Source organism: Arthrobacter caoxuetaonis (genome assembly GCF_023921125.1).
In the GTDB taxonomy this organism is placed as follows: Bacteria; Actinomycetota; Actinomycetes; order Actinomycetales; family Micrococcaceae; genus Arthrobacter_B; species Arthrobacter_B caoxuetaonis.
Genome location: NZ_CP099466.1, coordinates 2,563,578 through 2,580,187, shown reverse-complemented (window position 1 = coordinate 2,580,187; position 16,610 = coordinate 2,563,578). Strand labels below are relative to the sequence as shown.

Sequence of the window (16,610 nt, the reverse complement as noted above, 5' to 3'; positions counted from 1 at the left end):
AACGCTGCAGTGGCCGATTCGGTTCGCTGCCCAGCGGAGAACCAATTCTAGCCCGTGGCCGGGGAACAACCCGCTAGAATTGTCTGGTGCCCGTGTACCTTGACCACGCGGCGACCACGCCGATCTCGGCTTCGGCCCTCGCCGCACTCACCACTGAACTGAGCCGCAGCGGCAATCCATCTTCGCTGCACGGCTCCGGCAGGCGCGCCCGGATGGTGGTCGAGGACTCGCGGGAAACCCTGGCCGCGGCGCTGGGCTGCCATCCTTCGGAAGTTGTTTTTACCTCCGGAGGAACCGAGGCAGACAACCTCGCCGTAAAGGGGCTGTACTGGTCCCGCCGGGATGCCGACCCGAAACGCACCCGGATTTTGTGCTCCCCGGTGGAACACCACGCCGTCCTGGACACGGTGGAATGGCTGGAAAAGCATGAGGGTGCCACCGTTACCTGGCTTCCGGTGGATTCCGAGGGCGTTGTTCCGCTGGAGGCAGTGCGGCAGGAACTGGAAGCGCATGCCGGGGAGACCGCGCTCCTGACCGTTATGTGGGCCAACAACGAAGTAGGGACTCTCCAGGACATTCCGGCCCTGGTGGAACTCGCCCACACCTACGGCGTTCCGGTGCATTCGGACGCCGTGCAGGCCTTCGGGGCCGTACCCGTGGACTTCCGGGACTCCGGACTGGACACCATGGCTGTCAGCGGGCACAAGATCGGCGGTCCCGTTGGCGTGGGGGCCCTGGTCGTCGGCCGGGCCGTGAAGCTCACACCGGTGCTGCATGGCGGCGGGCAGGAACGCGACATCCGGTCCGGAACACTCGATAAACCCGGCATCGCGGCATTTGCCGCTGCCGCGCGTGACGCCACCGAGAACCTCGGTGAGGAAAGCCGGCGGCTGCGCACGCTGCGCAACTACCTGATCAGCGCCGTCGAACGCGTGGTGCCCGACGCCGTCCTGCGCGGAGCGCGCGACGACGAGGAAGGCACCCGCCGCCTGCCGGGAAACGCCCATTTCACCTTCCCGGGCTGCGAGGGGGATTCGCTGCTTTTCCTTCTCGACCTGGCTGGCGTAGAGTCGTCCACCGGTTCGGCCTGCACTGCAGGCGTTCCCCGGCCTTCGCACGTACTGCTGGCCATGGGACTCACCGAGGCCGAGGCCAGGGGAGCCCAGCGTTTCAGCCTGGGGCATACATCCACGGCCGAGGACGTTGACGCCTTGATAGACGCGCTGCCCGAGGCCTATGAACGGGCCAAGAAGGCCGGCATGGCCGGCAGCGAAAGCAGCATCCGAACAGCAGGGACAGGTTTTTCTTCATGAAGGTTTTGGCAGCAATGAGCGGCGGCGTCGATTCCGCCGTGGCCGCAGCACGGGCAGTGGAGGCAGGACACGACGTCGTCGGGGTCCACCTGGCACTCTCCCGCATGCCCGGGACGCTGCGTACCGGCAGCCGGGGCTGCTGCACCATCGAGGACTCCCGCGATGCCTGGCGTGCGTGCGACATCCTGGGTATTCCTTACTACGTCTGGGACTTCTCGGAGCGGTTCAAGGAAGACGTGGTGGATGACTTCGTCGCCGAATACGCCGCCGGGCGCACCCCCAATCCGTGCATGCGCTGCAACGAGCGGATCAAGTTCGCCGCGCTGCTGGAGAAGGCGCTCGCACTCGGGTTCGACGCCGTATGCACCGGACACTATGCCAAGGTCATCACCGACGCCGACGGCAATCCGGAACTGCACCGGGCCGCAGACTGGGCCAAGGACCAGTCCTACGTCCTGGGCGTGCTGACCCATGAACAGCTCAAGCACGCGATGTTCCCGCTGGCCGACACTCCGTCCAAGGCCGAGGTCCGGGCAGAGGCGGAGCGCCGCGGACTCTCCGTCGCCAACAAGCCGGACAGCCACGACATCTGCTTCATTCCAGACGGCGACACCCGCGGCTGGCTCGAGGAACGCATCGACATGAGCGAGGGAGAGATCGTCGATCCCTCCGGCGAAACCCTCGGCACACACCCGGGCGCCAACGCGTTTACTGTCGGCCAGCGCAAGGGACTGAAGCTGGGACGTCCCGCTGCGGACGGTAAGCCGCGTTTCGTACTGGAGATCCGGCCCAAGGAGAACAAGGTTATCGTGGGTCCGGAAAAGCTCCTGGACATCGACCAGATGCGCGGCATCAAGGTCTCCTGGGCCGGCCTGCCGATCCGGGAAGTCGAAACCGGCGAAGTCTTCGAATGCACTGCCCAGGTCCGGGCACACGGGGATCCCGTGCCCGCGACTGCCTGGATGGAGACCGGCCCGGAGGGCCGCAGCGAACTGGTGGTCCGGCTGAACGAGCCAATGCGCGGCGTCGCGCCCGGACAGACGGTAGTCATTTACCAGGGCACCCGGGTCCTGGGCCAGGCGACCATCGATTCTGCCCGCTCGCTGGAATGGGATCCAACCGCAGTCTCCTGAGAGGCGTGCCGAACGCCCCCGGCGTAACCTGGAATCGAGTCCCGGCGGCTGGACCTAAACTGGTGGAATGAGTACTGCACCAGCCGATGATTTCGACCCCAAAGCCAGCTCCCTTTCCGGAAAAGTGGCGGATGAGGTCATGGCCGAACTGCTCGCTATGCGCAGCAGCATAGACAACATCGATGCCACGCTGGTCTATCTGCTGGCCGAGCGATTCAAGGCGACCCAGCGGGTGGGGCACCTCAAGGCCGAACACCACCTTCCTCCCGCCGACCCGGGACGCGAAGTCGCGCAGATCGCCCGGCTGCGCCGCCTGGCTGAAGACGCCCATCTGGATCCTGCCTTCGCGGAAAAATTCCTGAACTTCATCATCAGTGAAGTCATCCGCCACCATCAGGCAATTTCCGAGACCCGCAACGGCGGAAGCAATGCAGCCGGAGCCTGAGCGCGAGGCGGTGTCCGCTCCTGAACCGTCAGGGGTCACCGCGACCGCTGCCGGCTCCTGGCCGGGCAGCGACCCGGTGGAAGCAGCCAAAACCATCCGCGGGGAACTCGGGAATCCCCACCTTCCGTTCCTCGTCGAGCTGCCCCAGCGCGGTATCGGTGCCGATGCGGCCGGCCGAACCGCCTCAATGCTCGTTGACCTGCCCGTTGACCTGCAGCCGCACGGCTGGCGGCTGGTGGACCGTCCGGGAATGGACCAGCGGCGGGCGGTTTCGCTGCTCTCACGTGACATCAACGCGCTGGCCGACGTTATCGGCGAAGAGGACGACCCCGGCCGAGAACTGAAGGTCTCTCTCCGGGGACCCCTGACGCTGGCCTCGGAGCTGTACCTGCACAACGGGGAACGCGCGTTGTCCGACGCCGGAGCCCGCCGGGAGCTGGCAGAGTCGCTGTCCGCAGGGGCAGCCGGTTTCGTGGAACGGGTTGCGGCCGTGTCCCGCGGCGCGTCACTGGTGGTCCAGCTGGACGAACCGGCTGTGGACAAGATCCTTGGCGGGCGGATCCCGACCGCCAGCGGTTACCGGACGCTTCGCCGGGTACCCAACCAGGAGGCATCGATTCTGTGGGCCATGGTGCGGGACGCGCTCTCGGAGGCCGGTGCGGCGCAGGTCATCCTGAACCTGCCTGCCGCCGGGCACGGCAGCCCGGCATCGGGGCTGGACCTGGCACTCGGGGCTGGAGCCGACGGCGTGGCCCTGCCGCTGCGGCGCCTGACGGACAGGGACTGGGAAGGCATAGCCGAAGCCGTTGAAGCCGGAAAGCAGATCTGGCTCGGTGCGCTCCCGCTGCCGGCTCCGGGCGCCGAACCCAGGCAGGTCACGGCACTGGTGGAGGACATTACGCGCGGCTGGACCCGGGTGGGCCTGCCGCTGCGCGATCTTGCCGCCCTTCGGATCATGCCGGACGGCGAGCTGGCAGAGCTGGCTCCGCCGGCGGCACGGCGGGTGCTGGAACGTCTGACCCAGACTGCCTCGGCCCTGGACCAGCTGGCGGCGGAAAGCTAAGCCGCCTAGAGCCGTCTCTCCCACTTTTCCGGTTCCACGTCCGGCGGCAGCACGCCGTCGAACTCCCGGTACCCGTAGGTAAAGCTGCCGTCGTAGACAAAGACGGTGCCGAGCTGCCGCTGCCGGACCAGCGTGCGGATCCGGAAACGGCCTAAGTCCTCGTCCCACCACTGCTCAGCGTGGGCATCGGCGCCCGCCAGCACCGGCACGGGGATGCGCAGGCGTCCGAGGAACAGCCTGGTATGCGGGGAATGCATGTGCATCCTGCCGTCCCCGGAGACGGCCAGTGTCAGGTCGGTGGCGAGGTTCCGGCGCCGCCCGACATAGTCCGTGAGGCCGGCAGGGGAGGTCAGCGACGTGGTGTCCTCAAAGATGCGTTCTCCGCTGTCGAAGCGGAAGCTGCGCACAGCGGTCAGCGACGAGCGGCCGAACGGGTCGCGGTGGGCATAGTTGCGGATGGTGAACGGAACATCCCGGCCGAAATCCGGAAAGAACGCGTTCCTCACCGGCAGGGCTGAGAGGAGCGGACGCAGCGCCGGGCGTGGACTGCCGGCGACCTCGAACGTCCCAATCCCCAGCCCATAGCGTCCCTCATCCGGCTGTAGCGAGAAATAGTCCTGCAGCTGCGGCTGGAGCTTGTCGAATTCTGCGCCGAGCGCACGGCGGTACAGGGACCCTTCGCTCATGCCTCCACCCTACGCCGCTAGAGCCGCCCGGAAGCCTTGAGCCGGATATACATGTCCGCAAGTTTCGGAGGAAGCTCATGGGGAGTTTCATCCACTACTTCTGCTCCCATGGACTTCAGCTGTGCGGTGACAGCTGCCCGGTCCAGCAGGGCCCGTTCCGCCGCGGCTGCACGGAAAACATCGCCGGCTGAACCCCGGGCGGCCCGCAGTTCGTCCAGTGCAGGATCGCGCACCGAGGCGATAACCACCACATGCCGGGCCAGCAGCCGGGGGAGGACCGGAAGCAGGCCCTCCTCCACGGCGCCGGCATCCAAAGAGGTGATGAGCACTACCAGGGAGCGGCGCGAGGAGACGGAGGCGATGACGCCGGGCAGCAGGGAGAGGTCCGCCTCCACCAGTTCCGGTTCCAGCGGAGCCATGGCGTTGACCAGCCGGCTGAGCAGGTTTCCCTTGGCCGTGGAGTCCACGCGTGCCCGCACCCGCCGGTCGAGGGCCAGGAAATCGACCCGGTCGCCGCCCCCGCGGGCCAGCATCCCCAGCAGGAGCGCGGCCTCAATCCCGGTGTCGAGCCGGGGCTCATCAAGGATCCGGGCCGCCGAGGTCCGCGAGGTGTCCAGCACCATGATCACCCGGCGGTCCCGCTCCGGACGCCAGGTACGCACCACCGTGTCCCGGCGCCTCGCCGTCGCCCGCCAGTCGATGGAGCGCACGTCATCACCGCGCACATAGTCGCGCAGCGAATCGAATTCCGTACCGTTTCCTCGAAGCTGCACGGATGCGTTTCCGTCGAGCTCACGCAGCCGGCGCAGCTTGGCGGGCAGGTGGCGTTTGGAGTGGAACGCGGGCAGCACGCGCAGTGATCCGGGGTAGGGGATGGTGCGCTGGCGCGCTGCCAGCCCCAGCGGGCCAAAGGAACGGACCGTGACGTGTGCGGTGCGCAGTTCGCCCCGCCGTTCCGGCCTCAGGATGCCTGCCGTTTGGCGGGCTTCCCGGGCCGGCACCGTCAGGCGGCGCACTGAATCCCGTGCTCCGGCGGAGGGCTGCCAGGCATCGCGCAGCACCGCGTGGAGCGTGCGGCCGGAGAGGTTGTGCACGGTGAGGGCTGTCCGCACCTCCTCACCGAGCCGGGAACTCTCCGGCACGTCGCGCTGAAGCCGCAGGCTCCGCGGGGACACCGCCAGGGCCAGGTCGGCGCCCGCAGCCAGGGCAAGGATTCCCAGCCAGCCGAAGATGGCGGCTGCGCCCGGAAACAGGACTACGGCCACTGCACCCGCTGCGGCGAGGAGGACAAAGCGTCCTGAAACAGCCACGGTGCCTCCGCCTACCGGGGTACCGGGACGGTTGCGAGGATGCTCCCGAGCACGTCGTCCACGCTGACTCCGTCCATCTGCGCTTCGGGCCGCAGCGCCACGCGGTGCCGCAGGGCCGGCAGCGTCAGGGCCTTGACGTCGTCGGGCGTCGTGAAGGTCCGGCCGGAGAGCCAGGCCCAGGCGCGGGCGGTGTTGAGCAGCGCCGTCGCACCGCGGGGAGAGACACCTAGCTGGAACGACGGCGCAGAACGGGTCGCCCGGACCAGGTCGACGATGTAGCCCAGGACTTCAGGTGCCACCTCCACCCGGGAAACGGCTTCCCGGGCGTGCCGGAGGTCCGTCTCGCCGGCTACCGGCCGGACGCCGGCTGCGCCAAGGTTCCGGGGATCGAACCCGCTTCCGTGCCGGCGGATGACTTCGATCTCGTCGTCCCTGCCGGGCAGGTCCAACGTCATCTTCAGCAGGAAACGGTCCAGCTGGGCTTCGGGCAGCGGATAGGTCCCCTCGTATTCCACCGGGTTCTGCGTTGCAGCGACCATGAACGGGTCGGGTAACGCGCGGGAGACGCCGTCAACGGTGACCTGGCGTTCCTCCATCGCTTCCAGCAGGGACGCCTGGGTCTTGGGCGGTGTGCGGTTGATTTCGTCGGCGAGCAGGATATTCGTGAAAACGGGTCCCTCGCGGAAGCTGAACTCCGCCGAGCGGCCGTCGTAAATGAGCGAACCGGTGACGTCACCGGGCATCAGGTCCGGAGTGAACTGGACCCGGTTCGTTTCAAGGGACAGCGCGGCCGCGAGGGTGCGGACCAGCAGCGTCTTGGCAACGCCCGGCACACCCTCCAGCAGCACGTGTCCGCGAGCCAGCAACGCGATGATCAGTCCTGTCACGGCGGCGTCCTGCCCCACGACGGCCTTGGCCACTTCCTGCCGGACGGCCTGCAGCGCCCGGCGGGCACTCTCGGCTTCTTCGTCCAGGGTGCTGCCTGGCTGGACCCCGCCGGCGGGGGAGGAGTACTGCTGGGTCATGGTTCGGTTATCGCTTCCTCTAGGTCCAAAAGTTCCTGGGACCAGGTCACCAGGTCACGGTCAGTTGCAGGTACATGGCGGTTGAGCAGGTTATCGATATCGGTGGCGGAGCGTCCGCTTGAACGCGCCGCGGCATCAACGACGGCGGCGGCGGTGCTTCCCGGGCCGAGCCTCAGACGTGCGGCGAGCCGGACGAGCGTGGCCGCACGAAGATTGGCCGCGGCTCGGTCCAGTGCACGGCTGTCCTGGTACAGGCGCGCCCTGCCGTCCGCTGTCTCAGCAGCGCGCACCACCACCGGCATCGGTTCCAGGGCCAGCGGCCCAAGCCGCCGCCCGCGCCAGAAGATAGCCGCCGCTGCGACGACGAGCGTCCAGATGAGCAGCGGATCCACCCACGCAGGAAGCAGGGAAAAGGGGTTTGCCGGAGCGGCGCCCGGCAGGATGTCCGCCGGAACCGGGAGGTACCAGACCAGGGTGTCCGTACTTCCCAGGACATGCAGCGCCAGGGCGGCGTTGCCGTCCCGGGTGATCGTTTCGTTTGCGAGCAGTCCGGTGAAGCCGAAGACGGTGTCCGATCCGTCCGCGGAGGAAGCATAAAGCCCGGCAGCGGGTTCGCTGCTCCCGGTGACCGGAAAACAGGTGACAGGGCCGCGGTAGGCCAGGCCCCCGGCAGTAACGGACCCGGCCGCTGCTGCGGCAGGGGCAGAGCAGTCCGCCGCCGGCGCGGAACCGGATTCCAGCAGGGTCTCGGGAACCAGTCCTGCCTGGGCAACATCCGGTGCCAGCTCCGCGAGCTGGAGGAACGTGGGCTCCACCAGGACAGTTTTGTCCGCAGCACCGGCCAGGCGCCCGAGCTGGCCGCTGTCCAGATACTCGTTCGGATCAAGGAGCAGGAGCGTCGCTCCGCCGGACTCCAGCGCTTCCAGGGCCGCGTCGTAGTCCGCCGGGACCACGACGTCGACACCCTGTGCACGAAGCACGCTCGCTGCCGCCTTGGCGCCGTCCGGAGCGGGGTTATCCGCTGAGAGCGGGATCCGGTCCTCACCCGCAGAGGTCAGCAGGCTCAGCGCGACTCCGCCCGCCAGGACCAGTGCAAGGATGATCCAGACCCGCCAGGCCCGCAGCCTGCGCCGCAGGCTCCCCGGTGTCCGTGCTGGGAGGGCAGCGGTTCCGCCAGACGTGCTGTGCGGGAGTGCTGTGCTGCTCATTTCGGCACCGCCAAAGCCGGATCTGTGCGGAGGTGCGCCTGGACAGGTTCAGTCCGCAGCAGCTCGGCGTCGAGCCGGGCGGCCCGCTCGGAATCCGCTGCTCCGGCATGCGCGCCGCCGTACTTGACCTCGTCGAAGCGGGCGCTCAGCCAGCGAATATCGGTCCCTGCGGTCGGAAAAACCGAGCTTAGGGCTGCTCCTGCTTCGCTGGCCGTGCGTCCCGGCCTGCGGTCCAGGATGACGCGCTCCTCGGCTGAGCGAAGGACTGCCCGCAGACGTTCGGCAAGCGCGGTGTCCCAGTCTCCGGCCGCAGCCGCGTGCTCGGCAAGCTGCCGGTGTCCTGCGGCGTCCTGCTCGGCGGCAGCGTCTTCGAAGATTCCTTCCGGGGGCTTGCGCCGGGCGTTCAGGCGCGGCCGAATGACAAGCACGGCAAACGCCAGCACCACCAGTGCGCCGAGACCCAGCAGCAGGACACCGGTGCCGGACCCCAGGCCCTGGATGCCGGAAAGCACGTCGCCCAGCCACTCCAACACAGCGGCGATCAACTGCTCCGCCCAACCCGGCCGGGCATCCTGGTATTCGGGTCGGGCGAGCTCGGTTTCCAGCCACTGGCGGGCTTGCCGGTCGTCGGGTTCCACCGGCACGTCAAACGGCACGGCGGAACGGAGATAGAGGGGGAAAATCATGAGCGCCTAGCGGGACCCGGCGGCTCGTCCGCCGGGCCACGGGCCCGGAGGAACAGGGAACTGGCCGTGGCCGCCGCGGCCCGGAACGTCGTCGGGATCCCCGCTCGCAGCGTGTTCCTGCTCCCGCATCAGCACGACGTCGAAGCCTTCCCGGCGCATGCGGAGGTCGACGTACAACAGGGAGGTCACGGCGGCTTGGAAGGCGTACCCGATTGCTCCGAAGAACGCCGAGATGGCCGTGGTCAGGACCAGGACGGGCAGGATCGTCGAGAGGTCGTCCCCGGCGGCATCGCCGGATCCGAACGAGGCGAACAGGGTGACCAGCATGGTGATAGGCGTGCTGATCACGGAGACGATGATGGAGACGATGATGCTGGTGAGGATCAGGATGCCGAAGGTGCGCCACCAGTTGCCCCGGGTCAGCGACCAGGACCGGCCCACGGCGGCGAAAATCCCGCGCGGTTCCAGGACCAGGGCAGCGGGTGCCAGGGCGAGTTTGACCGTCAGCCAGGCGAAGACGGCGATGACCGCCAGGACTCCCAGCACCGTGAGGACGACTCCGGAGGTGCCCAGGAACTCAATGACGAAAACGACGGCGAAGACGAAGGCTGCCAGCCCGGCGATGGAAGCAGCGAGCATGAGCAGGGCCATGCCCGCCAGGCGGAGGTAGGACCCCTTGGCCAGGCGCCAGGTCTGCCCCAGGCCGGTCTTGAGGTTGAGGATCGCACGGGCCACAGGAATGACGAGCAGTCCCTGCATCGCCAGGATTCCGATCGCGGAGATGATGGTCAGCACGGTGCCGCCGGTCAGCACAGACGCCCCGAACGAAATGGCCTGGGCGTCGGTGAGCTCCGCCTGCGTGTCCAGGACCTCCAGTGAACCGATGAGGGACTGGCCGAAGACCACGCTCAGTACAGCGATGACGGCCTGGATGATGATGGCCGTGCCGAACGTTGCCGCCGGATTGCGGCGGCATGCCTGGAAGGCACCGTCCATGATCTCGCCCAGACCCAGCGGACGCAGCGGAATGACTCCGGGTTTCGGCGGTGCTGAGTACTGCCCGGGACCGTAGCCGGCCTGACCGGGAAAGGCCGGGCCATAGGGACTTTGGCCAGGCGCTGGGGCGCCTGGAGGAGGGGGCGTGCCCCAAGGCTGCTGCGGGGGAGCCTGCTGGCCCCATTGGGGCTGGGGCGGGGGAGCATACTGTCCCCACTGCGGCTGCGGCCAAGGAGGCTGCTGGCCCCATTGGGGCTGCTGACCCCATTGCGGCTGCTGCGAACCCGTAGGCGGAAGGGGTGGCTGCGACGCGTCGGAACTACCGTCGCCCGCCCCCGGATCGGGTTGGTTGTGATTGTTCTGACTCATGCCTGGCCCCCGCCTTGTCCGCACTTGCTGTTGTTTGTCCTTGTCCGACTATAGTTTCTGTCCGCGTTCCCCGGGACCCGGCGGGCCGCTGCAAAAATATGCCGCCGGGGATGATAGGGATAACATGGGCATTCCGGCGTGCCCCGCCTGCGCGCCGGCGCAAGCCCTAACGGCCGCTGCCGCAGTGGGCAAGGAACGGACATGCCCGGCGCGGGCTGCAGGCGTCGATTGCCCATCAGGGGCAGGAAGTAAGTGGGGAACTGGAAAGCATGAAGGCACGGATACTGGTCGTAGACGACGACGAAGCCCTGGCGGAAATGATCGGCATCGTGCTGCGCAACGACGGGTTCGATCCCGTTTTCTGCTCCGACGGTGCGCAGGCCCTTGAAATCTTCCGCAGCACCAAGCCCGACCTGGTGCTCCTGGACCTGATGCTGCCCGGTATTGACGGCATCGAAGTCTGCCGGCAGATCCGCGCGGAGTCCGACCTTCCCATCGTGATGCTGACCGCTAAATCCGACACCGCCGACGTCGTCCGCGGTCTTGAATCCGGGGCGGATGACTACGTCCCGAAGCCCTTCAAGCCCGCCGAACTCGTGGCACGCGTCCGGGCCAGGCTGCGCCCGGTCGATTCGAAGTCGCCGGAGACGCTTTCAATTGGCGAAATCAGCATCGACGTTGCAGGGCACTCCGTGTCACGCGGCACCGACCGGATTGCGCTGACGCCGCTGGAATTCGACCTGCTGGTGGCGCTGGCGCGCAAACCCTGGCAGGTCTTCACACGGGAAATGCTGCTGGAACAGGTGTGGGGCTACCGCCACGCGGCCGATACCCGGCTGGTCAACGTCCATGTGCAGCGGCTGCGCTCCAAAATCGAGCGCGATCCTGAGGCGCCCGAAATTGTCCTGACGGTGCGCGGTGTCGGTTACAAAGCCGGCCAGAACTAGTTCCAGCTCCGCCTCCCCGGCGGAGCCCGGCGCCGCCGACGGCAAAAAGACCGGTTCATGGGCCGGTCAATGGATTGGCGCGGAGCGCCGGGCCCGGGCCGCGGCTGCCCTGCGCCGAATGGCGGAATCCGCCTACCGGGCAACCCTGGCGCGGGTTGCCGTGCGGTGGCGGCGGTCGCTGCAGTTCAAAACCGTCCTGGCGACCCTGCTCCTGGTGACCCTGGCGTCCGGCGGAATCGGGGCTTTCCTGTCCCACCAGATTGCCGGCGCCCTGTATGAGGAGCGCCTGACACAGTTCCGTGCCGAAGCAACTGCCGGCCTGAGCAGCGTCAAGGAAAACTTCCGGACCACCGCAGCCGTGGACCGCGAAGGCACCGAACGCCTGGTGTCCAACACGCTTTCCCTGCTCGAGGGACGCGGTGCCGAAACCCCGCGCCGCTACCTGCTGACGCCCTTGCCCGGACAGGACAACCTCTACGTTTCTCCGCTGGGTGACGGCATCACTGCCAGCGGGATCCCGGCACCGCTGAGCGATTCCATCAACGCCATGGATCCGGACGGCGAGGACGTCGTTCACTGGTCCGCCCTGGCGCTTGCCTACGGCGAACCCGGATTGGCGTTCGGCACCAAGGTCACGCTGCCCCCGGACCGCTCCGAATATGCGCTCTACCTGATCTATGACCTCTCCACCATGCAGCAGACCCTGGATGACATCCACCGGATCCTCTGGATCGCCGGCGGCCTGTTCCTGGCAATTATCGGAACGATCGCCTGGATTGTCACAAAGGCCGGCGTCGGCGCCGTCAGCGCCGCCGCCTCCGTGTCCGAAAAGCTTGCGGCGGGGGAGCTCCAGGAACGTATGGAGGTCAAGGGCGAGGACGAAGTCGCCAGGCTCGCAGCCTCCTTCAACCACATGGCCGCCACGCTGCAGGACCAGATCACCCAGCTCGCCCAGCTCTCCCGGATGCAGCAGGGTTTCGTCTCCGATGTCTCCCACGAACTGCGGACGCCGCTGACCACGGTACGGATGGCTGCCGAAGTGCTTTACGACGCACGCGACGGGTTTGATCCCATCAGCAAGCGCTCCACGGAGCTGCTCTACCACCAGGTGGAACGCTTCCAGGCGCTGCTCGCCGACCTGCTTGAAATCAGCCGCTTCGATGCCGGCGCAGCCGAACCGGACCTCGAGGCTGCGGATATCCTCGGAATCGTCCGCGACGTTGTGGAAGCCACCGAGCCGCTGGCCCTGAACAACGGTTCCGAGGTGCGCATTGTCTGCCGCGAGGACCGGGTAGTAGTCGACGCGGATCCCCGCCGCGTCGAACGAATTGTCCGCAACCTGGTCGTCAATGCGCTGGAGCACGGTGAAGGCAAACCCGTGGAGATCGCTGTCGCCACCAATGCCGACGCCGTCGGCGTGGCGGTCCGCGACTACGGCATAGGAATGAGCGACGACGACGCCGCGCGCGTCTTCGACCGTTTCTGGCGTGCGGACCCGGCGCGCGCCCGGACAACCGGCGGCAGCGGCCTGGGCCTTGCCATTGCAGCGGAGGATGCCCGGCTGCATGACGGTTGGCTGGAAGCATGGGGCAGCCCGGGCAACGGTGCCTGCTTCCGCCTGACGCTTCCGCGGCGGCACGGCGAAGGGTTCGCGGCGTCGCCTGTTCCCCTCTCCCCGCAGGACACGTCGCTGCCGGCACCGCCGCGCGCACTCTCTGCACTCGTGAGTCCTGATCCGGAGGAACACCATGACTAGCGGACTGCGCGGACGCCTTCGCGCTGCACTCCTCGTCGCCGTGATGCTTTTCCTGGCCGGGTGTTCCTCTATTCCCACGGTCGGGCCGGTGGGCACGGCTACTCCCAGCGCGGGCGGCAGCAACATCGCGAACCAGCTCAGCTACACTCCTCCCGGCCCCGCAGACGGTGCCGGCCCGCAGGAAATCATCGAAGGTTTCATTACCGCCGGAGTCGGTGCCGGAGAGGACTACAGCGCGGCCCGCGAGTTCCTCACAGCCGAGCTCGCCAGCTCCTGGGTTCCCGGCGAGCGGGTCGTGATTTACGGCGCGGACCCGAATGTGGTCCCGCTTCCCGAGCCCAATGCGTTCCAGATCCAGCTCGAAGTCGTGGCTTCGGTCAATGCCGGAGGCATACGCACGAATTCCGCCCCCGGGACTACAGAGACCATCCAGGTCCGGCTGGCGCAGCAGGACGGCGAGTGGCGCATCAGCGGCATTCCCAACGGAGTGATGATTTCGGACGTCACGTTCCCGACGGTGTTCCAGGCCCATAACCTGTACTTCTACTCGAGCACCTACAGCTACTGGGTTCCGGACACCCGGTGGTTTATCCGCCGGTCAGGCATAGCTGCCTCCGTGGTCAACGCCATGCTCGCGGGACCGGCTCCCTACCTGCAGGGCGCAGTGACCAGCGCTTTCCCCGCGGAAACGTCTCTGGCCCGCGATGCCGTTCCGGTGGTTTCAGGTGTGGCATCGGTGGACTTCTCGGCAGAGGTCCTCGAGGATTCCAGTGACCTCAGCCGGCAGCAGATGGCGCTGCAGCTGGAAAAGAACCTCCGCCAGCTCAACAACGTGAATTCGGTTGAGATGACGGTAAACCAGCGCCCGGTGGACCTGGGACCCGAGAACGATTCCCTGCTGGCGGTCCAGGATGATCCCCGCGTCGGCGATACCCAGATCGCAGTCTCCGGCGACAGCTTGACCTTCTTCCAGGACAGGCAGGCGGTGCCCATCGAAAACCTGCCTGACCTCAGTGAGTACGGCCCCCGGGAGCCCGCCGTATCGGCGGACCTGGCCACAATCGCCTTCCTTTCCAGCGACGCCGGCACCCTGCTGGTCACAGGTCCCGGCAAGGACGTCGCCCCCGTGGCGTCCGGAAGCGGCCTCAGCGCACCAAGCGTCGATCCAGAGGGCTGGATCTGGTCCGCCTCGGACGAGCCGTCCGGGAGCAAAGTGATCGCCGTCGGACCGGACCTCAAGCCTTCCGGCCAGCCTGGACTGACACCGTCGTGGCTCGAAGGGATGAAGGTCAAGGAGCTGAGGATCTCACGCGACGGAGCCCGTGCGTTGCTGGTGGTGGAACAGAACGGTACGGCCCGCGTCCTGATCGCCGGCGTCGTGCGCTCCTCTGGCGGCACCCCGCAGACGCTGACGGCACCGTTGGAAGTCTGGACTGACGATCCCGTGACGACGGCTGTCTGGGTCGGCGAGACCTCGGTTGCTGCGCTGCAGAAGGGCCAGGACGAGCGCCTTACCCCGGTCATCCTGGATCCAACGGAGGAGAACCGCACCCTGGCGCCGTGGGACGGGGGCTTCAGCCTGAGCGGTGGTGACGGCCCGGAAGACCTCTTCCTGCAGACCGCTGACGCCATTTACAAGAAACTGGGCAACGGCTGGATCAAGGAGATCGACGGGCTGCGGGATCCGGCGTTCCCGGGCTAGGGGGTCCGCTCCCGGGCGGCGCTTCCGCCTGGTCCCCTCGGGTATGCACCGCTCGGGTATACCTCCCGTCCGTCAGACATCCCTTCCTCCACATATCCGGCTGAAGGGCCGGACAGCCTCCGTTTGTCCGCCGCTGCTGTCCGTTTTACATGGCGGCGGCCCCTCGGCCGCAGTCTGGGGACATGTCTTTTCCGCGTTTGATTCCGTTCCGGGAAGCGGATCGGGTCCTCCAGCACCCCGCCGCCGCCGGGCTGCTGCGGGCCTGCCGCGAATTGCGGTCGGTGCTGCTGCCGGTGGTGTGTGCCGTGTGCGCACGGCCGGACGAATCGTTGTGCAACGGATGCGCTGCCGCGGTCAGGCATGCCACGCTGCGCCCCTTTGAGGCATCTTCCGGCGCAGGGCTGCTCCCTTTCCAGGAGGAGGATCCCGCCGCAGACGCTTTCTGCCCGGCCCGGGACGGCAGCTCCGAGGAACCGCAATACCGCCCTCTTTCGGTGACGGCGGCCGGCCGCTACGGGACGGCACTGGCCCGGGTGCTGCTCGCCTGCAAGAACCACGGCCACACAGATCTGGTTCCTGTCCTCGGCACGGCGATGGCGCGCGCGCTGCACTCGGTTCCGGGCATCGGGCAGGATTGTGTCCACGTGGTCCCGGTTCCGGGGAAGACGCAGGCACGCTACCGCCGCGGATACGATCCGCTTGCCCTCATCCTTGGTTACGTCGGCCGCCGCGGACTGCTGCCCGGGAAGACGCACGTCAGCCGGCTGGTGCGGTACCGGCCAGGCGCCGAGGCAGCGGGATGGCTGCGCACCCGGACGGCGGGACAGAAGGGGCTCGGAGCGCGGGCCCGGAGGCGCAACGTGCACGGAACCATGACCGCGGGTCCGCCTGGATCCCTTCGGGGTCTGAAGGTGGTGGTGGCCGATGACGTCCTGACGACCGGAGCCACCGTTGCCGAAGCTGTGCGTGCCCTGCGCGGCGCCGGAGCGGAGGTGGTGGGCGCCGTCGTCATTGCTGCAGCGCGTGCGCCTTCAGCTGCCCGTTGACCATGGCGTTGCAGCAGGCCACGTCGGGAAAGGAAAAGAACAGCGTCCAAGGTCAGAAGGTGAATTTACTTTCGGGGTGATCTAACGTGTTGGTATGGACTGTTTCAAGCAAAGGAGCAGTCCTGCGGCAACGGCTGCGAAGGAAACTGGCAGCGGCCGTTGTTGTGTCACCGAAGAATATTGGAGGGCACCATGGAATTCATGATCAGCGGACGCAACGTTGCAGTATCCGATCGGTTCCGTCAGTACGCCGCCGAGAAGATCGGCAAGGTGGAGAACCTCGGAAACAAGGTGCAGCGGGTTGATGCACGGGTTACCAAGCACGAGAACATCCGCGAAGCCGACAGCTCCCTCACCGTTGAATTGACCGTCCTTGGACGCGGACCGGTAGTCCGTGCCGAAGCATCGTCCGCCGATAAGTTCGCCGCCTTTGACCTCGCCTACGGCAAGCTCATGGAGCGCCTCCGCCGCGCCAGCGACCGGCGGAAGGTCCACCGCGGGCGGCACACCCCTCTCGCGGTACGCGTGGCGACCGCCGGGCTGGAACCGGCCCGGACAGCAGAGCCGCTCGCCGCGCAGGTTGCCGCTGAAGAACCGGCTCCCGTGGAAGGCAATGAAGCCGACCAGGAGATGCAGACCGGCGAGTGCCCGGTGCTGATCCGCCGCAAGGTCTTTCCGGGCGCCCCTATGACCCTTGACGACGCCGTCGACAACATGGAACTGGTCGGCCACGACTTCTACCTGTTCGTGGATTCCGCAACTGGTGCGCCTTCGGTGGTGTACCGCCGGAAGGGATGGACCTATGGCGTCATCACCCTGGATTCGAAGTGCGCGGAAGGCGCAGAGGAATTGCGCGAAGAGATGCGCGGTTACCGCGACAACACGGTTGTGACAGAAGGGATCGAAGCCACCGCCTGAGGTCCGG

The 16,610-nt window shown here is 67.3% G+C and carries 15 protein-coding genes; 9 read left to right on the top strand and 6 right to left on the bottom strand.

Going from position 1 to position 16,610, the window contains the following annotated elements:
• Positions 1-86 precede the first annotated feature (86 nt).
• The 4 genes from NF551_RS11810 to NF551_RS11795 all read left to right on the top strand — a co-directional run bounded on the left by NF551_RS11810 (position 87) and on the right by NF551_RS11795 (position 3,954).
• Complete coding sequence (locus NF551_RS11810) at positions 87-1,313, top strand: cysteine desulfurase family protein (protein WP_227894477.1); 1,227 nt, start codon at positions 87-89, stop codon at positions 1,311-1,313.
• A complete protein-coding gene (gene mnmA, locus NF551_RS11805) occupies positions 1,310-2,446 on the top strand; it encodes a tRNA 2-thiouridine(34) synthase MnmA (protein ID WP_227894478.1) in 1,137 nt (378 codons plus the stop codon). The genes NF551_RS11810 and mnmA overlap by 4 nt, the downstream gene beginning before the upstream one ends.
• A 67-nt stretch (positions 2,447-2,513) precedes the next feature.
• On the top strand, positions 2,514-2,891 hold the full coding sequence (locus tag NF551_RS11800) for a chorismate mutase (RefSeq protein ID WP_227894479.1): 378 nt from the start codon (positions 2,514-2,516) through the stop codon (positions 2,889-2,891).
• Complete coding sequence (locus tag NF551_RS11795; RefSeq protein WP_227894480.1) at positions 2,875-3,954, top strand: uroporphyrinogen decarboxylase/cobalamine-independent methonine synthase family protein; 1,080 nt, start codon at positions 2,875-2,877, stop codon at positions 3,952-3,954. The genes NF551_RS11800 and NF551_RS11795 overlap by 17 nt, the downstream gene beginning before the upstream one ends.
• Before the next feature lie 5 nt (positions 3,955-3,959).
• On the opposite strand, the gene NF551_RS11790 is transcribed toward NF551_RS11795, so the two are convergent.
• Genes NF551_RS11790 through NF551_RS11765 form a run of 6 tightly spaced genes read right to left on the bottom strand, consistent with a single transcriptional unit; the run spans position 3,960 to position 9,865 of the window.
• Positions 3,960-4,640: a DUF4166 domain-containing protein gene (locus NF551_RS11790; protein ID WP_227894481.1), complete on the bottom strand. Its 681-nt coding sequence runs from the start codon at positions 4,638-4,640 to the stop codon at positions 3,960-3,962.
• Between the two features lie 17 nt (positions 4,641-4,657).
• Positions 4,658-5,950 carry a DUF58 domain-containing protein gene (locus NF551_RS11785; RefSeq protein WP_227894482.1) on the bottom strand — a complete coding sequence of 431 codons (1,293 nt, stop codon included), beginning with the start codon at positions 5,948-5,950 and terminating at the stop codon, positions 4,658-4,660.
• Between the two features lie 11 nt (positions 5,951-5,961).
• Complete coding sequence (locus NF551_RS11780) at positions 5,962-6,975, bottom strand: AAA family ATPase (protein ID WP_227894483.1); 1,014 nt, start codon at positions 6,973-6,975, stop codon at positions 5,962-5,964.
• Entirely contained in the window at positions 6,972-8,183 is a 1,212-nt protein-coding gene (locus NF551_RS11775; RefSeq protein ID WP_227894484.1) for a DUF4350 domain-containing protein, read from the bottom strand. The genes NF551_RS11780 and NF551_RS11775 overlap by 4 nt, the downstream gene beginning before the upstream one ends.
• A complete protein-coding gene (locus NF551_RS11770; protein WP_227894485.1) occupies positions 8,180-8,869 on the bottom strand; it encodes a DUF4129 domain-containing protein in 690 nt (229 codons plus the stop codon). Before NF551_RS11770 ends, NF551_RS11775 begins: the two co-directional genes overlap by 4 nt.
• Positions 8,870-8,875: 6 nt before the next feature.
• Positions 8,876-9,865, bottom strand: a complete 990-nt coding sequence (locus NF551_RS11765) for a DUF7847 domain-containing protein (protein WP_227894486.1) — start codon at positions 9,863-9,865, stop codon at positions 8,876-8,878.
• Between the two features lie 638 nt (positions 9,866-10,503).
• Here NF551_RS11765 and mtrA point away from each other — a divergent pair.
• The 5 genes from mtrA to hpf all read left to right on the top strand — a co-directional run bounded on the left by mtrA (position 10,504) and on the right by hpf (position 16,603).
• Entirely contained in the window at positions 10,504-11,181 is a 678-nt protein-coding gene (mtrA, locus tag NF551_RS11760; protein WP_227894487.1) for an MtrAB system response regulator MtrA, read from the top strand.
• A gap of 118 nt (positions 11,182-11,299) precedes the next feature.
• Positions 11,300-12,937 (top strand): MtrAB system histidine kinase MtrB, encoded by a 1,638-nt coding sequence (gene mtrB, locus NF551_RS11755; RefSeq protein WP_231704149.1) that lies wholly within the window; start codon positions 11,300-11,302, stop codon positions 12,935-12,937.
• On the top strand, positions 12,930-14,639 hold the full coding sequence (locus tag NF551_RS11750) for an LpqB family beta-propeller domain-containing protein (protein ID WP_227894488.1): 1,710 nt from the start codon (positions 12,930-12,932) through the stop codon (positions 14,637-14,639). Before mtrB ends, NF551_RS11750 begins: the two co-directional genes overlap by 8 nt.
• A 182-nt stretch (positions 14,640-14,821) precedes the next feature.
• Positions 14,822-15,685 carry a ComF family protein gene (locus NF551_RS11745; RefSeq protein ID WP_227894489.1) on the top strand — a complete coding sequence of 288 codons (864 nt, stop codon included), beginning with the start codon at positions 14,822-14,824 and terminating at the stop codon, positions 15,683-15,685.
• Positions 15,686-15,877: 192 nt separating this feature from the next.
• Complete coding sequence (gene hpf / locus NF551_RS11740; RefSeq protein ID WP_227894490.1) at positions 15,878-16,603, top strand: ribosome hibernation-promoting factor, HPF/YfiA family; 726 nt, start codon at positions 15,878-15,880, stop codon at positions 16,601-16,603.
• The last annotated feature ends 7 nt before the right edge of the window (positions 16,604-16,610 follow it).